This is a genomic window from Solitalea lacus (assembly GCF_022014595.1).
Lineage (GTDB): Bacteria > Bacteroidota > Bacteroidia > Sphingobacteriales > Sphingobacteriaceae > Solitalea > Solitalea lacus.
This window is the reverse complement of the sequence record NZ_CP091740.1, coordinates 1,715,158-1,732,048: the sequence shown is the minus strand read 5'-3', so window position 1 is coordinate 1,732,048 and position 16,891 is coordinate 1,715,158. Positions and strand designations below refer to the sequence as shown.

Below are 16,891 nucleotides of genomic sequence, written 5' to 3'. Positions count from 1 at the left end.
CTATATTCACCGTCATAAATCCTATTGTAGGTGAATGCTCTCCAGCAGCGTTCACTTCCTCTTCGGATTTATATCACAAAGATAATCATCAAAAAAAACTTCCAGATCTCTTGGTTTACAACATTGAAGGACTTGCACCTTGTTAGAATAATACCATGCCCGACATACTGAAAAAGCGGCTGTCGCCGCTTTCTATTTAATAAATGCCCTTTAATTTATCTAAAGCAAAATGAATACTTTTAATTAAAAATAGAATAGACTGCAAAGGATGCCAACCAATGATCACCACCATAATTCCCTGATATTACATGTGGCAGAGTGCTTTTTAAAAACTTATTGGCAGAAGTGTCAAATAGTTTTTTATACTGATGATTCACCGGCAAATGCTTGGCGATTCCTTTCATGCACCAAGCGCGACTTAAACTTAGTCCATCCAAATGAACTATCTGATAATCGGTTCGGTCGCTCACTACCGGCAATGTCGCAATATTTGCAATTCCTTCTTTGGTATAAAACTTATTAAACCAGGCAACAAACTTATCATTTGGCAATACCCTATGCATTAAATCAGCTATTTCCAGGCTAGGAGAAAGAAAATCGGTTCCGTCAGGCTCCAAATAAGCCGGGGTATTTTGATTATTCAGATAATAATCTTTACTCCTTTTTTTAATTACCTCTGCAAATTCTGTTTGCTTAAGCGTATTTGCCCAATCTAAAGCAAACACTAACCCAAATGCCGTATTAGGATGTACTCCCGTACGATTTGGATACGTTTGTTTAGGTAAGTAAGCAGTCCAAAGCTCTTTTATTGTTTGCGTTAATGGCTGCAAACTAGCATACCATTTTTTCCCCAATGGGTCGTCCCAAGTATAAAGCTCCTGATCTAATTTGAGCAGCCAGGCCCAACCATAGGTTCGTTCAAATATTTTAGATGTTTTGTATTTTGAAAAATATTGGGCTTCCATTTCAATTTTCTCAGCTTGAAAACTGTTGTTAAGCACCTCTATAATTTTAGCTCTTTCAGGTAAATCTGGATAAATTTTAAGCAGTTTCACCAGCATCCAATGACCGTGAACACTTGAGTGCCAATCTAAACAACCATAAAACGATGGATGAATTTGATGAGGCAAAAGTACGTGATCAGTAATAGTATCTGATGTATGACTGGTTTTATTCGGCCATTCAGTCTTAATGCAGTGCAATGGCATTGCAGCCAATTTGCTAGCCACCTCTTTACTGAACAATTGCGATTGCTGATTTTGAGCATACAAACTCTTAAATCCAAAACAAAAAAGAAAGTAAATTACACTTCGGAACATCATAAAATAATTGACGATTTAGGTTAACTTATTATCGTTTACTCCTACCAATAAGTAAACTGTAAAGGCCGAATATGCTGATTAATCCTGAAAATTAAAACGATTTTTACTTGGTGGTAGTTCCTATACCCCACTTGCCCATTACTTCATGCACATCATGAACAACAACAAATGCGTTGGGATCACAATCATTCACTAAGCGTTTCAGTTCCAATAATTGTTGCTTGGAGATAATGGTATAAACCACCTCTTTTTCTTTACGGGTATAAGCACCGCGAGCATTGTACAAAGTGGCACCTCTTATTAATTGACGGTTGATACGCGCTGCAATTTCAATAGAATTCTCGCTTATAATGGTAATTGCTTTTTTTGTATTGAACCCTTCGATAATATAATCCACTACCCGGGCACCCAAATAAACCGCAATCAGCGTATAAAGCGTCTTCTCTGGACCAATTTTAAAATACGACACTCCAATAACCAAAATATCAACCGCAAGCATAGCTTGTCCTAAACTTACTCCGAAGTATTTGTTGATAATACGGGCAATAATGGCAGAACCACCTGTTGTTCCTCCTGAAAGAAAAACCAAACCTAAACCAATACCAACCAAAAGGCCGGCAAAAATGGCAATCAGCAAAGTGTCATCAGAAAACTTGTGCGTTATATTTTGGGTTAGAAATAAAAATATGGAAGCGCTAATGATTCCAAAGATGGTATAAACTATGGTTCGTTTATCGAGCAATTTGTATCCGGCCACCATTAAAGCCAGATTTATAAGAAAATTAGTTATCCCTGGCGACCAACCAAAATAATAATACAATAAAATAGTTATACCTATTACTCCTCCTTCAGAAAGCTCAGCAGGCAAGGCGAAAAGGTTGATTCCAAGAGCAAAAATAAACCCACCAACAAGAATAAGTGCTAAATTTTGAACGTGTTTACTCATTTATAAGAAATAGATACGCAAGGTACTGGCATTAAATTAAATTAACATCTTAAAATGTTAATCAAAAAAGCCATAAAAAATTGGAAAGGTAGTCGATTTAAAATCTCAAAGGAAAAAGAACAAAGCGCACCGTGTATCAACGATAGTTAAAGCTAAACCAAATACATTTTTTGCAACCTACACAGTTGGCGCAAATGTTCTTTATTTTAACACTTTGGTAAGGCTGTATAAAAAAACAATCCACGTTAAACCAAACAACCGGACTTACCTCATGTTTTTAGCAGGGCTAATCTTAAAAATCACTCAACAAAAACATCGCCTGCTAACAATTACAATCTCACAACCAAACTACAACTAAAACTAACCACTTTGCTCTGCCTAACCGCTACTTGATTGTAATTGAACACTGCAAATATCCAAGTAAGTGCGCATATAAAAATTGATTTTCATCAATTTTTATTGAAAAAATATTTCATAAAAGACTGATTTAAAGATAGGTGACAAAAAAAATAAATTCAGTAATTAACCTAGTAAAACAACCCCCAATTGTCTCTAATATCATTACTCTTATCAAATCCATTTACCCATTCAATAAACAACATCCTGAATTGATTGATTTCATCCCTTAGCAGCTGCAGATAATGCTCATCAGCCAATTCATCTATTTTGCACAACGAGGTTTGTGCCAGCAGCTCCCGAGCATGAATTTTAATTATCACAGCATTTTCCATACGAAGAGTATATAAATCTCCTCCTTCTGCACCGGCAACTTTTGCACTTAGCATATAAGCATTCGATAACATTGCATCTCTCATTTCCAACTGATCTTTTTCAGGATCAATGGAATCACAAATCGCTTTAGTTATTTCTGCTAATTCAACCGCTTTCTTGAAAACAGGCAAACTGTGAATTCGTGCCTGCTCCCGATTATATGCCTCTGGATCGAAGCTACCATCATCAAATCCGAAATCATCCTCATTATCAAACATCTGCATTGTAAATTGGTGGTATACAATGATAACCAACTTAAACTAAAATTGAGCATTGCTTAAATGAATTTATTTGAAGTATTTTGAAATCGATATCTTTCATTATGATTATTGACTTACGAAGCGATACCTTAACTAAACCAACACCGCAAATGCTTGAGGCCATGATGAGTGCCCAAGTTGGTGATGATGTTTATGGTGAAGACCCTACTGTTAAAGCATTGGAAGCAAAAGCAGCCGCACTTTTTGACAAAGAAGCAGCCTTATTTTGCACGTCGGGCACCATGACTAATCAAATTGCCATAAAATGTTTTACCAATCCCCTGGAAGAAGTTATTTGTGATGAAGGTGCTCATGTTTACTATTATGAAGGAGGAGGCATTGCTTTTAACTCGGCAGCATCAACACGTACTATTCAAGGGGAAAGAGGAATTTTCACTGCAAAACAAGTACTGGCAAACATCAATAAGACAGATATTCATCAACCCAAAAGTAGCCTGGTGGTCATTGAAAATACGGCCAACCGTGGTGGTGGAAAATGTTGGGAGCTTAGCGAAATGCAAACAATTGCCGAGGTATGTAAGGAAAAAGGATTGCATTTGCACTTAGATGGAGCCAGGGTTTTTAATGCGATAGTTGCCAAAGGATATTCAGCAAAAGATATAGGTAGTTGTTTCGATGGAATTTCAATTTGCCTATCCAAAGGACTTGGAGCGCCCGTTGGTTCTGTTTTATTAGGCACACAATCTTTCATCGAGAAAGCAAGGCGTATACGCAAAGTAATGGGCGGTGGCTGGCGACAAGCAGGGTATCTGGCTGCAGCAGGAATTTATGCCTTAGACAACCATATTGAACGCATTGCGGAAGACCATCGCAGGGCCAAGGAACTTGAAAAATACTTAACCGGTTGTGATTTTGTTCAATCGGTAATGCCTGTTGAAACCAATATTGTCATTTTTGAATTAAAGCATGAAATTTCAGAGACTACTTTTATTGAAAAGATGAAAGAAAACGGCATTTTATGTGCATCAACAGGCAAACAACACATTCGCTTTGTAACACATTTAGATTTTACCGAAGCCATGCTTCAAAAGCTGGAATACACGCTTAACTTTCTTGATGTGTAGCTCAAAGGATTGGAAAAAACCAAGCTTAAAACATTTTAAAACCCTAATACAATGAATCTTCTCCTACTTAGCAACTCAACCAATGCCGGAGAGAAATACTTAGAATACCCGAAGCAATATATTTCTTCTTTTTTACAGAAGCATAATGTAAGCGAGGTTCTTTTCATTCCTTTTGCTGCCGTTACATTGGGACTCTTGGGAAATTCCGAAGAAAGCGGCAATCCAAATAAAATTTGGGTTGCCGCTTTCTTTCTTTGTGGCAGTTTGAGTAGGCCAGCACGACCAACTTGTGGATAACTGGGCAGGATTTGTGGAAAAGGGTCGAAATTTTGAAAAAAACGATGCAACAGGGCACACTTTGCCCTTGCGGGATTGCTTGGGCAGCTGTGGCAGGAGGTTTTAGGCGGCTAAATCGGGAGCTTGGGCCTTCTCCCGCTTAGTGACCATGCGCACGGCGTTGGCGGTCATCACCCCAAAGAACATCCAAAGGGTTTCATTAGCCTGGTTACGTGCCTTGATGCGCCGCAGATCGTAGTGATTCTTTTCCGTTCCAAAGCTACCCTCCAGCCGGGTGGAACGTTCTTTATTCAACAGGGCTCTCAGGGTTTTCTTTTCCGGCGTATCGCCTCTGCCTTTTTGCACAAAGCCGGTAGCAATCTTCCGCTCGCTCAGGTATTTTCGATTGGCATTGGTGGCATAAATCCGGTCGCCTGCAAATTGATGACAGGTACCGAACAGGCGCCCATGTAGGGCTAGCGAAGCTTCTACTCGCTTACATTCATTATAAGCCGCATAGCTGTAATGTTCAATGATATTGATCCCATCCACCTGCAGCATGTGCACTTTGGCCCCAAATTCACAGGGTTTGTTTTCCTTGCCCCGTACAATGGAACGCACAAAAGGCTTGTACAGGGACAATACCCTGTCGGGTAGTTTCTTACCGGGATTTTCCAACAAGAACCGCTGCTCCTTTAACACTTGCTCCTGACTTGTTCAAATTAGGTCAGCAAATTTAGTTTCTCAATTAGTGTTATAATTTTGGAGTTTGAATTAGCTCTCATCGTGATTTCCTTTCCTGTAATTTTGTTCTTTAACCGAGCGTCCGTTATCTTTTTACATTCGTGAATAAAGCTTTTAATAGATGTTTCAGTTTTTAGTTCAATATTTTTCGATATGATCAAAGCCATGAAGCATATTAATAAATGAAGCTTTATCGGCTCCTCCTTATAATGGAATATTGGCCTTGTCTGCAAGTCGCTTTTAGATATCCTAAAAGCCTGCTCAATCCTGTAAAGCTCGTGATATCGATCTATGATGTTTTGATTATTAGCCGCTGATTCTGGAAGATTCGTATAATAACCTTTAATTCCCAGCAGTTTATGGGTTTTATCGATAAGCTTCTGGTTGAGCTCCATTTTTTGTCCTAATGATTTGGTAAACTTGAGCTTCTTGTTTTTAGATGGGTTATCAATCAAATATTTTGCCTTTTCCATCTGTTTCTCCATTTCATATTTATCTTTTCGATAGCGCAAGGATGAATAGCTGCAGATTAGATCCCCGTTAGACGTTTTTATCCGGATATTTTGTCCATCTTTTCTAGTGATGTTGCCATTAATTTCAGCCAGTAAATCACTAGATATATTTCCCAACCGCGCACCTACAATATAGTTGATGCCATTTTCGTTTAAAGCCATACTGTTTTCAGTACTTATCATTGCAGCATCCGCAACCACGGTAAGGATTTCTACATTGTGTTTCTTGATAAAGCTTTGTATTACCGGAATAAAGGTATGGCCTTCGAAAGTATTGCCTGGAAATACTTCATACCCGATAGGTAATCCTTCCTTGCTTACCATCAATGCGATGAGAATCTGTGGCTGTTGTGATTTGTTATCTTTAGAAAACCCATTTTTACGCAGATCATCTGACTCAAAGGTCTCAAAGTAAAGTGTGGTTACATCATAAAAAACAAGGTTATAGTCAAAGTTATAGTGTTCCTGAGCAAACTTAACAGCAATGTTCTCGGCCTTTGTTTTTAGGTCCAACCATTGTGGAGCAGAGTCATAATACTTTTGCCTACGATGTTTTATGCCAAAATATTCTTCCAACAAACCAATAGAACGAAGTTTTGATCCAGGTTCAATCATTCTCATAATTACCAGATCCAGAAGAAAGTTGTTTTTCAACTTATCAAATCCAATGTAAATAATCAGCTTGGAGATCAATTCATGAAAGAATGAATAATATACGCCTATAAACTCGGTCTGTTTGATGTTTATAATATTGTCAGACTGAGCGTCATTGAATAGGAATAGTTGCTTAGTAACTGTTTTGATATAATCGTTAGCAAGTGTGAGTAAACCTGCAAGTTCATCGGGAGAGCGAGCAGTGCCTATATGCCTTAAAATAACTCTTTTACGATTTTCAATCTTATAAATTTGAACTGAAGTCGATCCTGCTGCGTACTGGATTTGCCTAATTTTATACACTTTTTAACTTTAGGTCAGCAAAACGCCAAAATAATGAAAATAAACACAACAATATCAAGTACTTATATTTTAATCATAAGTACCCCGGACAAGTCAGGAAGAACCGCTGCTCCTTTAACACTTGCTCCACCAAGTCAAAGCGTTCCCGGAGCCGCCCGGCCAGTTGCAGCCTGTCGCCCATTAAGCGAAAAACATCCTTAATCAGGCCATTCAAGCGGGTGAGTAACTTGATTAACTGCTGGCAGCGACGACGTGACTTGCGCTGGCTTTTCTTACGGAGTAAATTGAAAGTCGATTGTTTGAGTTGTTGTTCATTAAAAGCGTTTTTAGCCCGCTTTAGCTTACAGGATTTCAACAAATCTTCGTATAACTCATGACTGAACAGGCAGCAATCCCACAGCAGTTTCACGCTGGTAGGGTATTTCATGTCGCTTTCATACACGGTGGCATCGCAGAGCAAAACCTGCGTTTCCTTCAGCTGCGGCTTCCAAGAACGAATCAGTTCTTCCTGAAACAGCTGCAGATCCAGGTGTTTGGCCACATAACTGCGGATTCTGGAGACCAGGGTGACATCCTTGATTTGTTCATTATCGGCCAGGCGCATGCCGCAAAACAACTGCATTTGCCAATTCCCGTTCAGGTGTTCAATCAACTGCTCATCACTCAGACCAGTATAGGACTTCAAAAACAACAAGGCCAACATGCCCTCTGGAGCCAGCCAGGCTTTAGCGCCACGTGCACTGCCCTTAGCCGGTAAGAGGGCTGCCAAGCGGTCCAGTGGAAGTACCTGGCGGAGTTTGCCCAAGCTGGTCGTCTGAAAAATAATTTCGCGGGGACTTTGCAGTTCGTTGACAGGAAATAAGTAGTTTTGCAGCATATTATTTTGTTGTTTCGCAAAACCAAAATAATGAAAAACCCCGATTTGGCCTCATTTGAGACTTTTTCGGGGTTATTTTTTTGAATTCAACACAATTAATAGCTGTGTTTCAGGGAATTGTAATTTTCAAAGACTCCCTACATTTTCATATGATGAATACCGGGAAAAAGTGCAGGAAGCCTTTTCTGAATTTGACGTGCAGGTAAACTCCATCCATACTTTTAAAGATCCTATAAAAGCGATCCATGATGCATCATCCATTGTTGTTGGAGGTGGAAATACGTTTCACCTATTAAAAAGTATGCAAGAATTAGATCTCATTGAAGCAATAAAGCAAAAAGTAACCAATGGTACTCCTTATATTGGATGGAGCGCCGGAACAAATGTAACCTGTCCGACCATTTGCACCACTAATGATATGCCGATTGTACAACCTCGGTCATTTAATGCTTTAAACTTAATTCCTTTTCAAATTAATCCTCACTATTTGGATAGCCACCCCGATAATCATGCCGGCGAAACCAGAGAACAGCGAATCCTAGAATATGTTACGGCTAATCCGAACAGATTTGTAGCGGGATTAAGAGAAGGATGCATGTTTTTCATTGAAAACAATACAATTCGCCTGGAAGGGAAAAAATCGGTTCGCATTTTCAAAAACGCCGAACCAATCAAAGAGATTGGCAAACAAGACGACTTATCATTCTTACTTTACTAAGTAGTAAAAAATTAATAAAAAATGCCAGCAGAAAATATCCTACTGGCATTTTTATAGCTTAAGCGCCTGGCTTAATTTTTATGGCGAGTTGCTTATTATCTGAAGCAATTACTTTCCTGTAAAATTCATTGAATGTTGCTATGTCTGCAAGTGGAATTACTTGTTGCTTCAATTTAAACATTCGGGTACAAACAAGCTTGTTGCCTGCCAACTTATAGCTCATTGAATACTCACCAACACTACCTGTCAAACTAACAGAGGCTGGCACATCTACAATAGTCTTTTTATCAGGGATGGTCAATGTAATTGTTTCGGTGTCAATATCTGCATAAAACACTTCGCTTACATCTATTGGATACTTACGATCTTGAGTAAACACAAAATCTTTAGCTGCTGTTTTAGATGACCATGGAAGGGTAAAAATTGACATTCCACCAACCTCATTCATCACATCATTAAGACTGTAAGATAAACTACATTTTGTGGTATCAGCTCCTGTTTCCAAGCCTTGGAACTTAACGGAATTTACAAGAACATTTGGATATGAATGACTAATTGCCTGAGTAATTAGTTTCTTTTGCTCCTGTTCGCTTTTTTCACCATAGTAGCTTTTTATATAAGCGCCAGGGCCACCGGTTTGACAAGTATTCTCCTGTATATTTAGTGAATTATCAACTAGTAAAACATTCGTTTTACGATTAATTACGTTTAACAACCTTGTTGCCGGATTTAAATTTGACAGGGCTGCAGTTTTCCCCGGTTGGGTAATATCCAAAATTTGTGAATTTACTGAATTTGAGTAATTAGCCCCAAAAGGTAAAAAGTTTGAGGTGAGTTCAAAATAGTATTCCTTACCTCCAAATGAAGCCTTTGCAATGCAATGATTAAAATCAATCGATGGTAATACCAATCCATTCAGTCCATTATCCCGGGTATTCACCAACACCAGGTTGGCAGCTACTCCAACCTCTTTACATAAGGTAACAAACAATGTTGATACATCTTTACAATCACCTATGCGAGTATTGATTACTGTGGCCGGGCGTTGAGGAATCAATCCGCTTTGGCGAAAACTTACTGAACTGTAAGTAATATTCTTAATAATATAATTATAGATTATTTTTACTTTTTGTTGATCGGTAAGGTTTCTCTTATCTTTAAATAAATCATTGACAACCTCTTTCACTTCATAATCTGCTTTCGCTTTATAAGAAGCAAGGTCATTATACCACTTTGAAACAAAGTCCCAATCAGGAATTGAAGAAACAAACAACATGGTTCCCACATCAGCCAATACCGGCATTTTATCTTCATATCGAATAGCTGGCTGCTCACTTATTTCCCATTCATACAGTGTAAATTCATCTTTAGGGGTAACATTTGGCGCTACCTTGCCATTGACCACCTGATGCTGAAACTTAATATCATTAGCTACCAGCAATGAGTACTTTAAACGCAATGATGGGAATGAACGACTAAAATAAAACTTATCCCAAAAATAGCCTCTCAATTTTCCGGGGTTATGATTTTCTACTTTATAAATAAACTGTATTGCATCACCTACTTCCAAATTGGTAAATACAATGGTTGATTCATCTGACTCTGCCTGTACTTTAGTTCCATTGGCCTTAATCACCTCCGCCTTTTCAAGGGTTGAGTTTTGATCTCCGTATACGGCAATACTGACTTTCTTCCAATACTCAAGACCTTCATTAGTAAGAATTTTAGCTACGACAATATTCTTTTCTTCTGATGCTCCGCCTGGATAAACGACCTTCTGTTTCTCCATATTTACAATAATGCTGTTATCGTCAGGGTATTTAGCAGCAGCACCCGCTTTACGAATCATATCATAGTTATCAGTATCTACGAAATAAGAAAATACATCCTTTTTGTCTTCGAGTTTTCGAAGGTCATGAATAGCTGAGAAATTTGCTGAGTTAAAAGAAATTGCCTTTTTATAAGCATCAACCGCTTTCTGGTTTTGACCAAGTTGACGATAAACTAGCCCCAGGTCACTCCAACTATCACTTGATTGAGGGGACACAGCAAGGGCTTTCTTAATCATTTCCTCAGTTTTAGCGTAATTCTGATTTTTATAATAAATCCTCGCCTGCTTGTTATAAAGGTCTACGCCTATTGGATCTGCCTTTGCATCCTGCTCATATAATTGAATGGCTTTTTCCGCAGAACCTTGATCAATATAGAAATCAGCCAATGTCTTTAAAGCAGTATAATGATCGTTATTTTTAATAAAAGTAAGCAAGACAGCCTCAGCACTTTTATTATTATTTTTTATATTTTTTTCGACAGCAAATTTAGCAGCAACAAAATCATAGTTATTGGGATATAGCTTATAGGCATTCTCTGCAGTTGCCACTAACTCTTCCATTCTTTTGTTAGCTGCTAAAAGCTCCATGTTTTTAGCGATCACATTAGGATCATTATCACCAAAAATAATTTTCAGCTTAGTTAATAATCGCTCACATTCTTTGTAATCCTCTTTCCCATAAGCTTCACTATAAAAAAGATTAATAGAAATTGGATTTTCAGGATCCTGTTCCTTTAAATGTTCTTGCTCAGCCGTTAACCAGGTTCTATTATCACTTTTTGAGTACAGTTCGATAAGCTGACTTGTTACATAACTACAATTAGGAACTTTCTTCTGAACGTCTGTCAATATCTTTTGAGCTTCAAAAGTTCTATCATTTCGTAAATACAGATTAGCCAGCATCAGATGGTTCACCAAATAATCAGGATGATTTTTGATTTGATCTTTGAAATATTTTTCAGCAAACAAGCTTACAATTTGCGCTTTAAATACTGTTTCTTTCTGATAAGGTTGCACGTTCTTTAAATAACTCAGACCTTTTATTGGAGTTCCATTCTCATCTGTAAAACGTAGCAAGAAATTCAGCCTGTCAGCGTAACTCTCCCCCACCTGAACTAATAAACGATTGTAACCTTTATTTAATTTTACTTTCGTAATGTACGAGTCAATATCATTATTCCTTTCTTCTGATTCAGAAACAACAGGACTATCATTTATCCATATCTTCAAAGAGCCCGAAACTCCCGAACGAAGATACACCTCCTGATCCGCGGGACTATTTACAAAATTTTGTGCATAGGTTACTGAATTATGATTATCCCAGAAATAATAAGTCATATCAATCCAACGATCTCTACGAATTGCAGGAATATCAAACCATTTAACACTTGCACCGTTTTTGTTAATGAATGTTTTATCCTCAGAAACAACCGTTACTGGCTCATAAACTTTATCAAATCCACTAGTGGAAATATTTTCGAACTCACCGACTAATTTCCAGCTATCTATTGAACCTATCCGATCACTAACCTCTTTCTCTCCAGGCTGTTTAGTTTGTACTAAATGCTTTGCAATAGCTGCATTCGAAAGGGCCACCACCGAGCCGTCAATATTAGTTGAAGCAGCGATTTTTTTGAAGAAAGCAAGTTCAGCTTCCGTTTTACGATTAAGTCCTGAATTTACCAGTTCTGTACTCCACGATGCATATAAAAACGGCGCAGGGTTAGGGTGTTTATCATAAAATTTTACAAAGTTGGCAAATGCTACCGATTGTGGTTTATCAATACTGGCAAGCATAGCAAGGCCTAAATATGCTTCGGCAGCAGAGGTGGGATCCACACTTGCTTCATTAAACAATGCATAAGCCTCTGTACGTTTGTTTTCATAAAACAACGTCCAAGCTTTAGTTAAAGAAGCTGATTGGGCAAATGTTAAATTAATTGAAGAAAACCAAAGAATAGTAATTAACGCAGATAATCGTCGATCTTTTAAAAATAACATAGAACTTAGAGATGTGTCAAAATATGAGGATGCAAAGTACCAATACTTTAATTATGACACAATAAGAGTTATAAACAGCTTGTTTATTATTTACTTATAAAACTTAAAAAGGCTTCTCAATCAAAGATTTAACTCTGATTAAAAAGCCTTTTATTATACAAGATTTGCACTTGTTATTTCTGAGTAATTTCCATTTTCTCAGCGAAATGAGCGCAGTAGTCTCTTAAATCTTCAACAATCGCTGTTTCACCGGTAGCACGTTGAAATGTATCTCCCATGGTCATTAACGTTTCATAGAAGAAACGCTTCATTTCATCAATAGGCATTTCTTTAGTCCATAAATCAATTTTTAAGGTATTTTGATAATTATGATCCCAAATAGCTAACATAAAAGCTTTTGCCGGAACAGCCTCTTTATTTGCAGAATCAGTAGATTCCCAAGTTATATTGTCAGGGATATTTTGATCGTCTAATTCAATTTTTAATTTAATTTCTGCCTTTTTCATTATTTATGATTGCGCTTTTTTTTGAGAAATTAACCAATTCGTGAATGGCTGTACTCTCTTCTATTTATTTATTTTCTAATTATCGTTTCTTTCTGGCTTTGGTTTTAGGTCCAAATCGGGCTTCTTTACTTTTAGGATCTACATAATTACGTTTTTGATCCTTTTTTGTTTTTTCAACTTTCTTAGCAAATGGATTTTTTTTCTCATGGAAAGCTCCTTTAAAATCTGGGTCGGCTTTTCGCTTTTGTTCATCAATTTCACGAGCCATGGCCTGATGCTCCTCATAAGCGGTTTCTTCCACAAAAACTCCAGCAGGAATCTCACACACCGGAATTTGCTGCCTAATCAGTTTTTGAATTTTTTCAATATGATACCTTTCAGCCTCATTACAAAAAGTTATGGCATCACCGGTTTTATTGGCCCTGCCCGTGCGTCCAATTCGATGCACGTAGTCTTCATAAATGAGTGGAACATCAAAATTAATAACATGGCTCACGTCAGAAACATCCAACCCGCGTGCAGCTACATCTGTAGCAACTAGAATCCGTATGTCATCATTCTTAAATTGATTGATGGCGTTGATCCTTGAATTTTGCCCCTTATTAGCATGTATTACCCGTACCTGATCCTCCCCAAACTGCCGAGTCAAATACTTGGAAATATTATCAGCAGTAGTTTTGGTTTTGGTAAAAATAATCAGCTTACGAACATCCTCCTGATTTTTCAACAAATGCATCATCAGGTTAATTTTTGAGCGCAAGTTAGGGACATAATACAAGGCCTGCGAAACGGTTTCGGCAGGTGTAGCCTGTTGAGTAACCTCAACCTTAACCGGAAATTTCAAGAAATCACCGGCTAAACTCTCAATCCTTGCGTGCATGGTTGCTGAGAAAAGTAAATTCTGTCTCTTACGAGGTATTACTTCCAAAATTTTATGAATTTGAGGCAAAAAGCCCATATCCATCATTTTGTCTGCCTCATCAATCACAAAATAGTTCAGCTGCTTTACAAGCAAATCGCCTTTCAGATAGATTTCCATAAATCGACCCGGAGTTGCAATAATCACATCAACGCCGGCTTTTATAGTTTCTATTTGTGTTTTTGGCCCTATCCCGCCAAAAATTGCTGTAATACGCAAGTCAGTATATTTCGATAAAGCTTGTGTGGCATCCAACACTTGCAAAGCAAGCTCCCGGGTAGGCACCAGAATTAATGCACGCGGATTTTGCCCTTGTGCATATTTAAGCTTCATCACCATTGGTAACACATATGCAGCCGTTTTTCCGGTTCCTGTTTGTGCAATACCCATTAAATCATTACCTGATAAAATAGGAGTAATGGCTTTTTGCTGAATTAAAGTTGGGGTTGTATATCCCGCCTCTTCTATTGCGTTTAGAATTTGGCGGTTGAACTGAAAATCCTCAAATGTTTTGGACATGGGGCAAAATTAGCATTAATTTAATAATTGCTGGTTACAAGTTAGCTGGTTACGTATTTTCAAATTACTTTTGCACCATGAGCACCATCCTAATCAAAAACGCCACAGTTGTAAATGAAGGCAAACAATTCAATGCAGATATTTTTATAAAGAATGGTTTTATTGAAAAAATAGGACCAGGTATAAATATTGCCGCTAACATAGAAATTAATGCAGAAGGAAAACACCTATTACCAGGCTGTATTGATGATCAGGTACATTTCCGCGAACCAGGATTAACCCACAAAGCAAACATTGCTTCAGAATCAGCTGCAGCTGTTGCCGGTGGCATTACATCCTATATGGAAATGCCCAATACAGTTCCCAATACGTTAACACAACAACTTCTGGAAGAAAAGTACCAGATTGGAGCACGTAATTCATTTGCCAATTATTCATTTTTTATGGGTGCGGGAAATGATAATCTGGAAGAAGTACTTAAAACAGATACTAAAAAAGTATGCGGCGTAAAAGTGTTTATGGGCTCATCAACCGGAAATATGCTGGTTGATAACGAAAAAACACTGGAAGGTATTTTTTCAAAGGTACCAATGCTTATTGCAACTCACTGTGAAGACGAAGCAACAATTCGTCATAACCTTGAGGTTTTTAAAGAAAAATATGGAGAAGATGGACTGAAACCAGAAATGCACCCAATTATCCGAAGTGCTGAGGCTTGCTATCTTTCGTCGAGCAAAGCAGTTGAACTGGCTAAGAAATTCGATACCCGCTTGCATATTCTGCATATTTCCACAGGTATTGAAACCAAATTGTTCGACAACTCTGTTTCTTTAAAAGATAAAAAAATTACAGCTGAAGCCTGTGTACATCATTTATGGTTCAGTGATGCGGATTATGCAACCAAAGGTAACTTCATAAAATGGAACCCGGCCGTAAAAACTGCAACTGATCGTTCTCAAATTTTTGATGCCGTTTTGAATGATCATATTGATGTAATTGCTACCGACCATGCTCCTCATACCATTGAAGAAAAAGAACTGCCTTACAGCAAGGCTCCATCAGGCGGACCATTGGTGCAGCATGCATTAACTGCCATGCTTGAGTTTTATCATCAGGGTAAAATTTCTCTCGAAAAAATAGTTGAAAAGATGGCACATAACGTAGCCGTTTGTTTTCAGATAGAAAAAAGAGGTTTTATTAGAGAAGGTTACTGGGCCGATTTGGTTTTAGTGGATTTAAATTCAGACTGGACCGTTTCTAAAGAAAATATTTTGTACAAATGTGGTTGGTCACCATTTGAAGGTCAAGAATTTAAGTCAAAAGTTACCCACACAATTGTAAGCGGCAACTTAGTTTATAACGAAGGAGTTCTTGATCATCATCAAAAAGGCCAGCGCTTATTGTTCGATAGAAATTAAATATAACAACCTCACTCTTGTGCACAACGTGCCCAGAGTGAGGTCTTTTTATCTATGGGCCAGTTCTTTAATATCTACAATTTCTAAGATGGATTTATCATATCCTTCAGTTGTAACATAAATCATCGCACGGCCTACTTCCTGCATAGTTAAAATGCTCTTTGGAGTAAAAACTTTGATCACTTTAACGATTGCTTTATAAATCGATTTCCAATTTTTCTGCCCATTAAAAGGAAACATTGCTCCAGGCCTGAAATTATAAACGCCCTTGAACGGAAGTTTCATCAAATCGTTTTCCGTTTTTCCTTTTACACGTGCCCACATGCTATTTCCTTTTTCAGAACTATCTGTATGCATGCCCGACACGTACGTAAAAACCATATTATGATTCACCTCTGATAAAACCTTTGCAAAAGCCAATGTAGTATCGTACGTAAGATAAGTATACTTATCTTCTTTCATACCTACAGAACTGACTCCAGCACAAAAAAAGCAGGCATCATAGCCTCTTAACAGGTCAATATGATTTGTTAGCTGAAAGAAGTCCGGAACAATTAATTCTTTGAATTTGGGATGCTTTAATTCATAAGATCTCCGGGAAACACTTAATATTTCTGCAACTGCAGGATTTTCCAGACATTCAAATAAAACACCTTCGCCAACCATCCCTGTAGTGCCTGTAATTATTACTTTTATCTTATTCATTAAATGATCAACTAATGATTTAACATTAGTGGTTAATTTAAAGAACTATTTTGTTTTTAAGACAGAACAGGCAGAATAGGCTTATTTAAGTTTTTATTAGACGAAACAAAGTTAAAAACGTTAATCTTCAAACTTATCAAGACGATCACGCGCCATTCCCGAAGTCCGTAACTGTCTCACAAAGTCATCACTCCAATAAATATCCAAATCCCTTTTAAGTGAAAGCCAGTTCAATAATTCTGCGGGAGAATTAATTACGGCTGTATGCCTGGATGCCATGGCATCTTCCAACGATTTGTAGGCCCATAATTTGGCAGCATGCTCTTTCACCGATAATTCAGTTTCATGAACAAATCCTTTAGGATATTCATAGTCAAAAGCGAATGCCGAATACCCTAACTCTTTTAACAGCTCAAGCTGTATGGCGTTAACACGAGCAGAATCCATAAATCAACTTTTTATTGATTGAAGTTACGGAAATTACTTCTAATCAAACTAATTAACAACTGAATATCAGACAATTA

At 37.7% G+C, this 16,891-nt stretch carries 15 protein-coding genes; 4 read left to right on the top strand and 11 right to left on the bottom strand.

Annotated features, from left to right (window positions below):
- Positions 1-239 precede the first annotated feature (239 nt).
- The 3 genes from L2B55_RS07380 to L2B55_RS07370 all read right to left on the bottom strand — a co-directional run bounded on the left by L2B55_RS07380 (position 240) and on the right by L2B55_RS07370 (position 3,263).
- Positions 240-1,322 (bottom strand): DUF2891 domain-containing protein, encoded by a 1,083-nt coding sequence (locus tag L2B55_RS07380; RefSeq protein WP_237849911.1) that lies wholly within the window; start codon positions 1,320-1,322, stop codon positions 240-242.
- A gap of 103 nt (positions 1,323-1,425) precedes the next feature.
- Positions 1,426-2,268, bottom strand: a complete 843-nt coding sequence (locus tag L2B55_RS07375; RefSeq protein WP_237849910.1) for a YitT family protein — start codon at positions 2,266-2,268, stop codon at positions 1,426-1,428.
- 527 nt (positions 2,269-2,795) lie between these two features.
- Positions 2,796-3,263, bottom strand: coding sequence for a hypothetical protein (locus L2B55_RS07370; protein ID WP_237849909.1), 468 nt, complete (start codon positions 3,261-3,263; stop codon positions 2,796-2,798).
- Positions 3,264-3,361: 98 nt separating this feature from the next.
- On the opposite strand from L2B55_RS07370, the gene L2B55_RS07365 reads away from it, so the two are divergent.
- Both L2B55_RS07365 and L2B55_RS07360 read left to right on the top strand, forming a co-directional pair.
- Positions 3,362-4,384, top strand: a complete 1,023-nt coding sequence (locus tag L2B55_RS07365) for a threonine aldolase family protein (RefSeq protein WP_237849908.1) — start codon at positions 3,362-3,364, stop codon at positions 4,382-4,384.
- A 51-nt stretch (positions 4,385-4,435) separates the two neighbouring features.
- Positions 4,436-4,681 (top strand): Type 1 glutamine amidotransferase-like domain-containing protein, encoded by a 246-nt coding sequence (locus L2B55_RS07360; RefSeq protein WP_237849907.1) that lies wholly within the window; start codon positions 4,436-4,438, stop codon positions 4,679-4,681.
- A 102-nt stretch (positions 4,682-4,783) separates the two neighbouring features.
- Here L2B55_RS07360 and L2B55_RS07355 read toward each other — a convergent pair whose 3' ends face one another.
- The 3 genes from L2B55_RS07355 to L2B55_RS07345 form a co-directional block, all read right to left on the bottom strand.
- A complete protein-coding gene (locus L2B55_RS07355; RefSeq protein ID WP_237849906.1) occupies positions 4,784-5,362 on the bottom strand; it encodes a hypothetical protein in 579 nt (192 codons plus the stop codon).
- A 20-nt stretch (positions 5,363-5,382) separates the two neighbouring features.
- On the bottom strand, positions 5,383-6,873 hold the full coding sequence (locus tag L2B55_RS07350) for an IS1634 family transposase (protein WP_237846619.1): 1,491 nt from the start codon (positions 6,871-6,873) through the stop codon (positions 5,383-5,385).
- A 73-nt stretch (positions 6,874-6,946) separates the two neighbouring features.
- Positions 6,947-7,750, bottom strand: a complete 804-nt coding sequence (locus L2B55_RS07345) for a transposase (RefSeq protein WP_237849905.1) — start codon at positions 7,748-7,750, stop codon at positions 6,947-6,949.
- Positions 7,751-7,805: 55 nt separating this feature from the next.
- On the opposite strand from L2B55_RS07345, the gene pepE reads away from it, so the two are divergent.
- Positions 7,806-8,468 carry a dipeptidase PepE gene (gene pepE, locus L2B55_RS07340; RefSeq protein WP_255696568.1) on the top strand — a complete coding sequence of 221 codons (663 nt, stop codon included), beginning with the start codon at positions 7,806-7,808 and terminating at the stop codon, positions 8,466-8,468.
- A 58-nt stretch (positions 8,469-8,526) separates the two neighbouring features.
- Here the strand turns inward: pepE and L2B55_RS07335 are convergent, their stop codons facing one another.
- The 3 genes from L2B55_RS07335 to L2B55_RS07325 all read right to left on the bottom strand — a co-directional run bounded on the left by L2B55_RS07335 (position 8,527) and on the right by L2B55_RS07325 (position 14,244).
- Positions 8,527-12,300, bottom strand: a complete 3,774-nt coding sequence (locus L2B55_RS07335) for a tetratricopeptide repeat protein (RefSeq protein WP_237849903.1) — start codon at positions 12,298-12,300, stop codon at positions 8,527-8,529.
- Positions 12,301-12,473: 173 nt separating this feature from the next.
- The gene (gene gldC, locus L2B55_RS07330; protein ID WP_237849902.1) at positions 12,474-12,806 is read right to left on the bottom strand and encodes a gliding motility protein GldC; all 333 of its coding nucleotides are present in this window, start codon (positions 12,804-12,806) and stop codon (positions 12,474-12,476) included.
- 79 nt (positions 12,807-12,885) lie between these two features.
- Positions 12,886-14,244, bottom strand: a complete 1,359-nt coding sequence (locus L2B55_RS07325) for a DEAD/DEAH box helicase (protein ID WP_237849901.1) — start codon at positions 14,242-14,244, stop codon at positions 12,886-12,888.
- Between the two features lie 77 nt (positions 14,245-14,321).
- Here L2B55_RS07325 and L2B55_RS07320 point away from each other — a divergent pair, with 77 nt between their 5' ends.
- Positions 14,322-15,662, top strand: coding sequence for a dihydroorotase (locus tag L2B55_RS07320; protein WP_237849900.1), 1,341 nt, complete (start codon positions 14,322-14,324; stop codon positions 15,660-15,662).
- A gap of 48 nt (positions 15,663-15,710) precedes the next feature.
- Here the strand turns inward: L2B55_RS07320 and L2B55_RS07315 are convergent, their stop codons facing one another.
- Entirely contained in the window at positions 15,711-16,367 is a 657-nt protein-coding gene (locus L2B55_RS07315; protein ID WP_237849899.1) for an NAD-dependent epimerase/dehydratase family protein, read from the bottom strand.
- Positions 16,368-16,487: 120 nt separating this feature from the next.
- Entirely contained in the window at positions 16,488-16,814 is a 327-nt protein-coding gene (locus tag L2B55_RS07310) for a hypothetical protein (RefSeq protein WP_237849898.1), read from the bottom strand.
- Between the last annotated feature and the right edge of the window lie 77 nt (positions 16,815-16,891).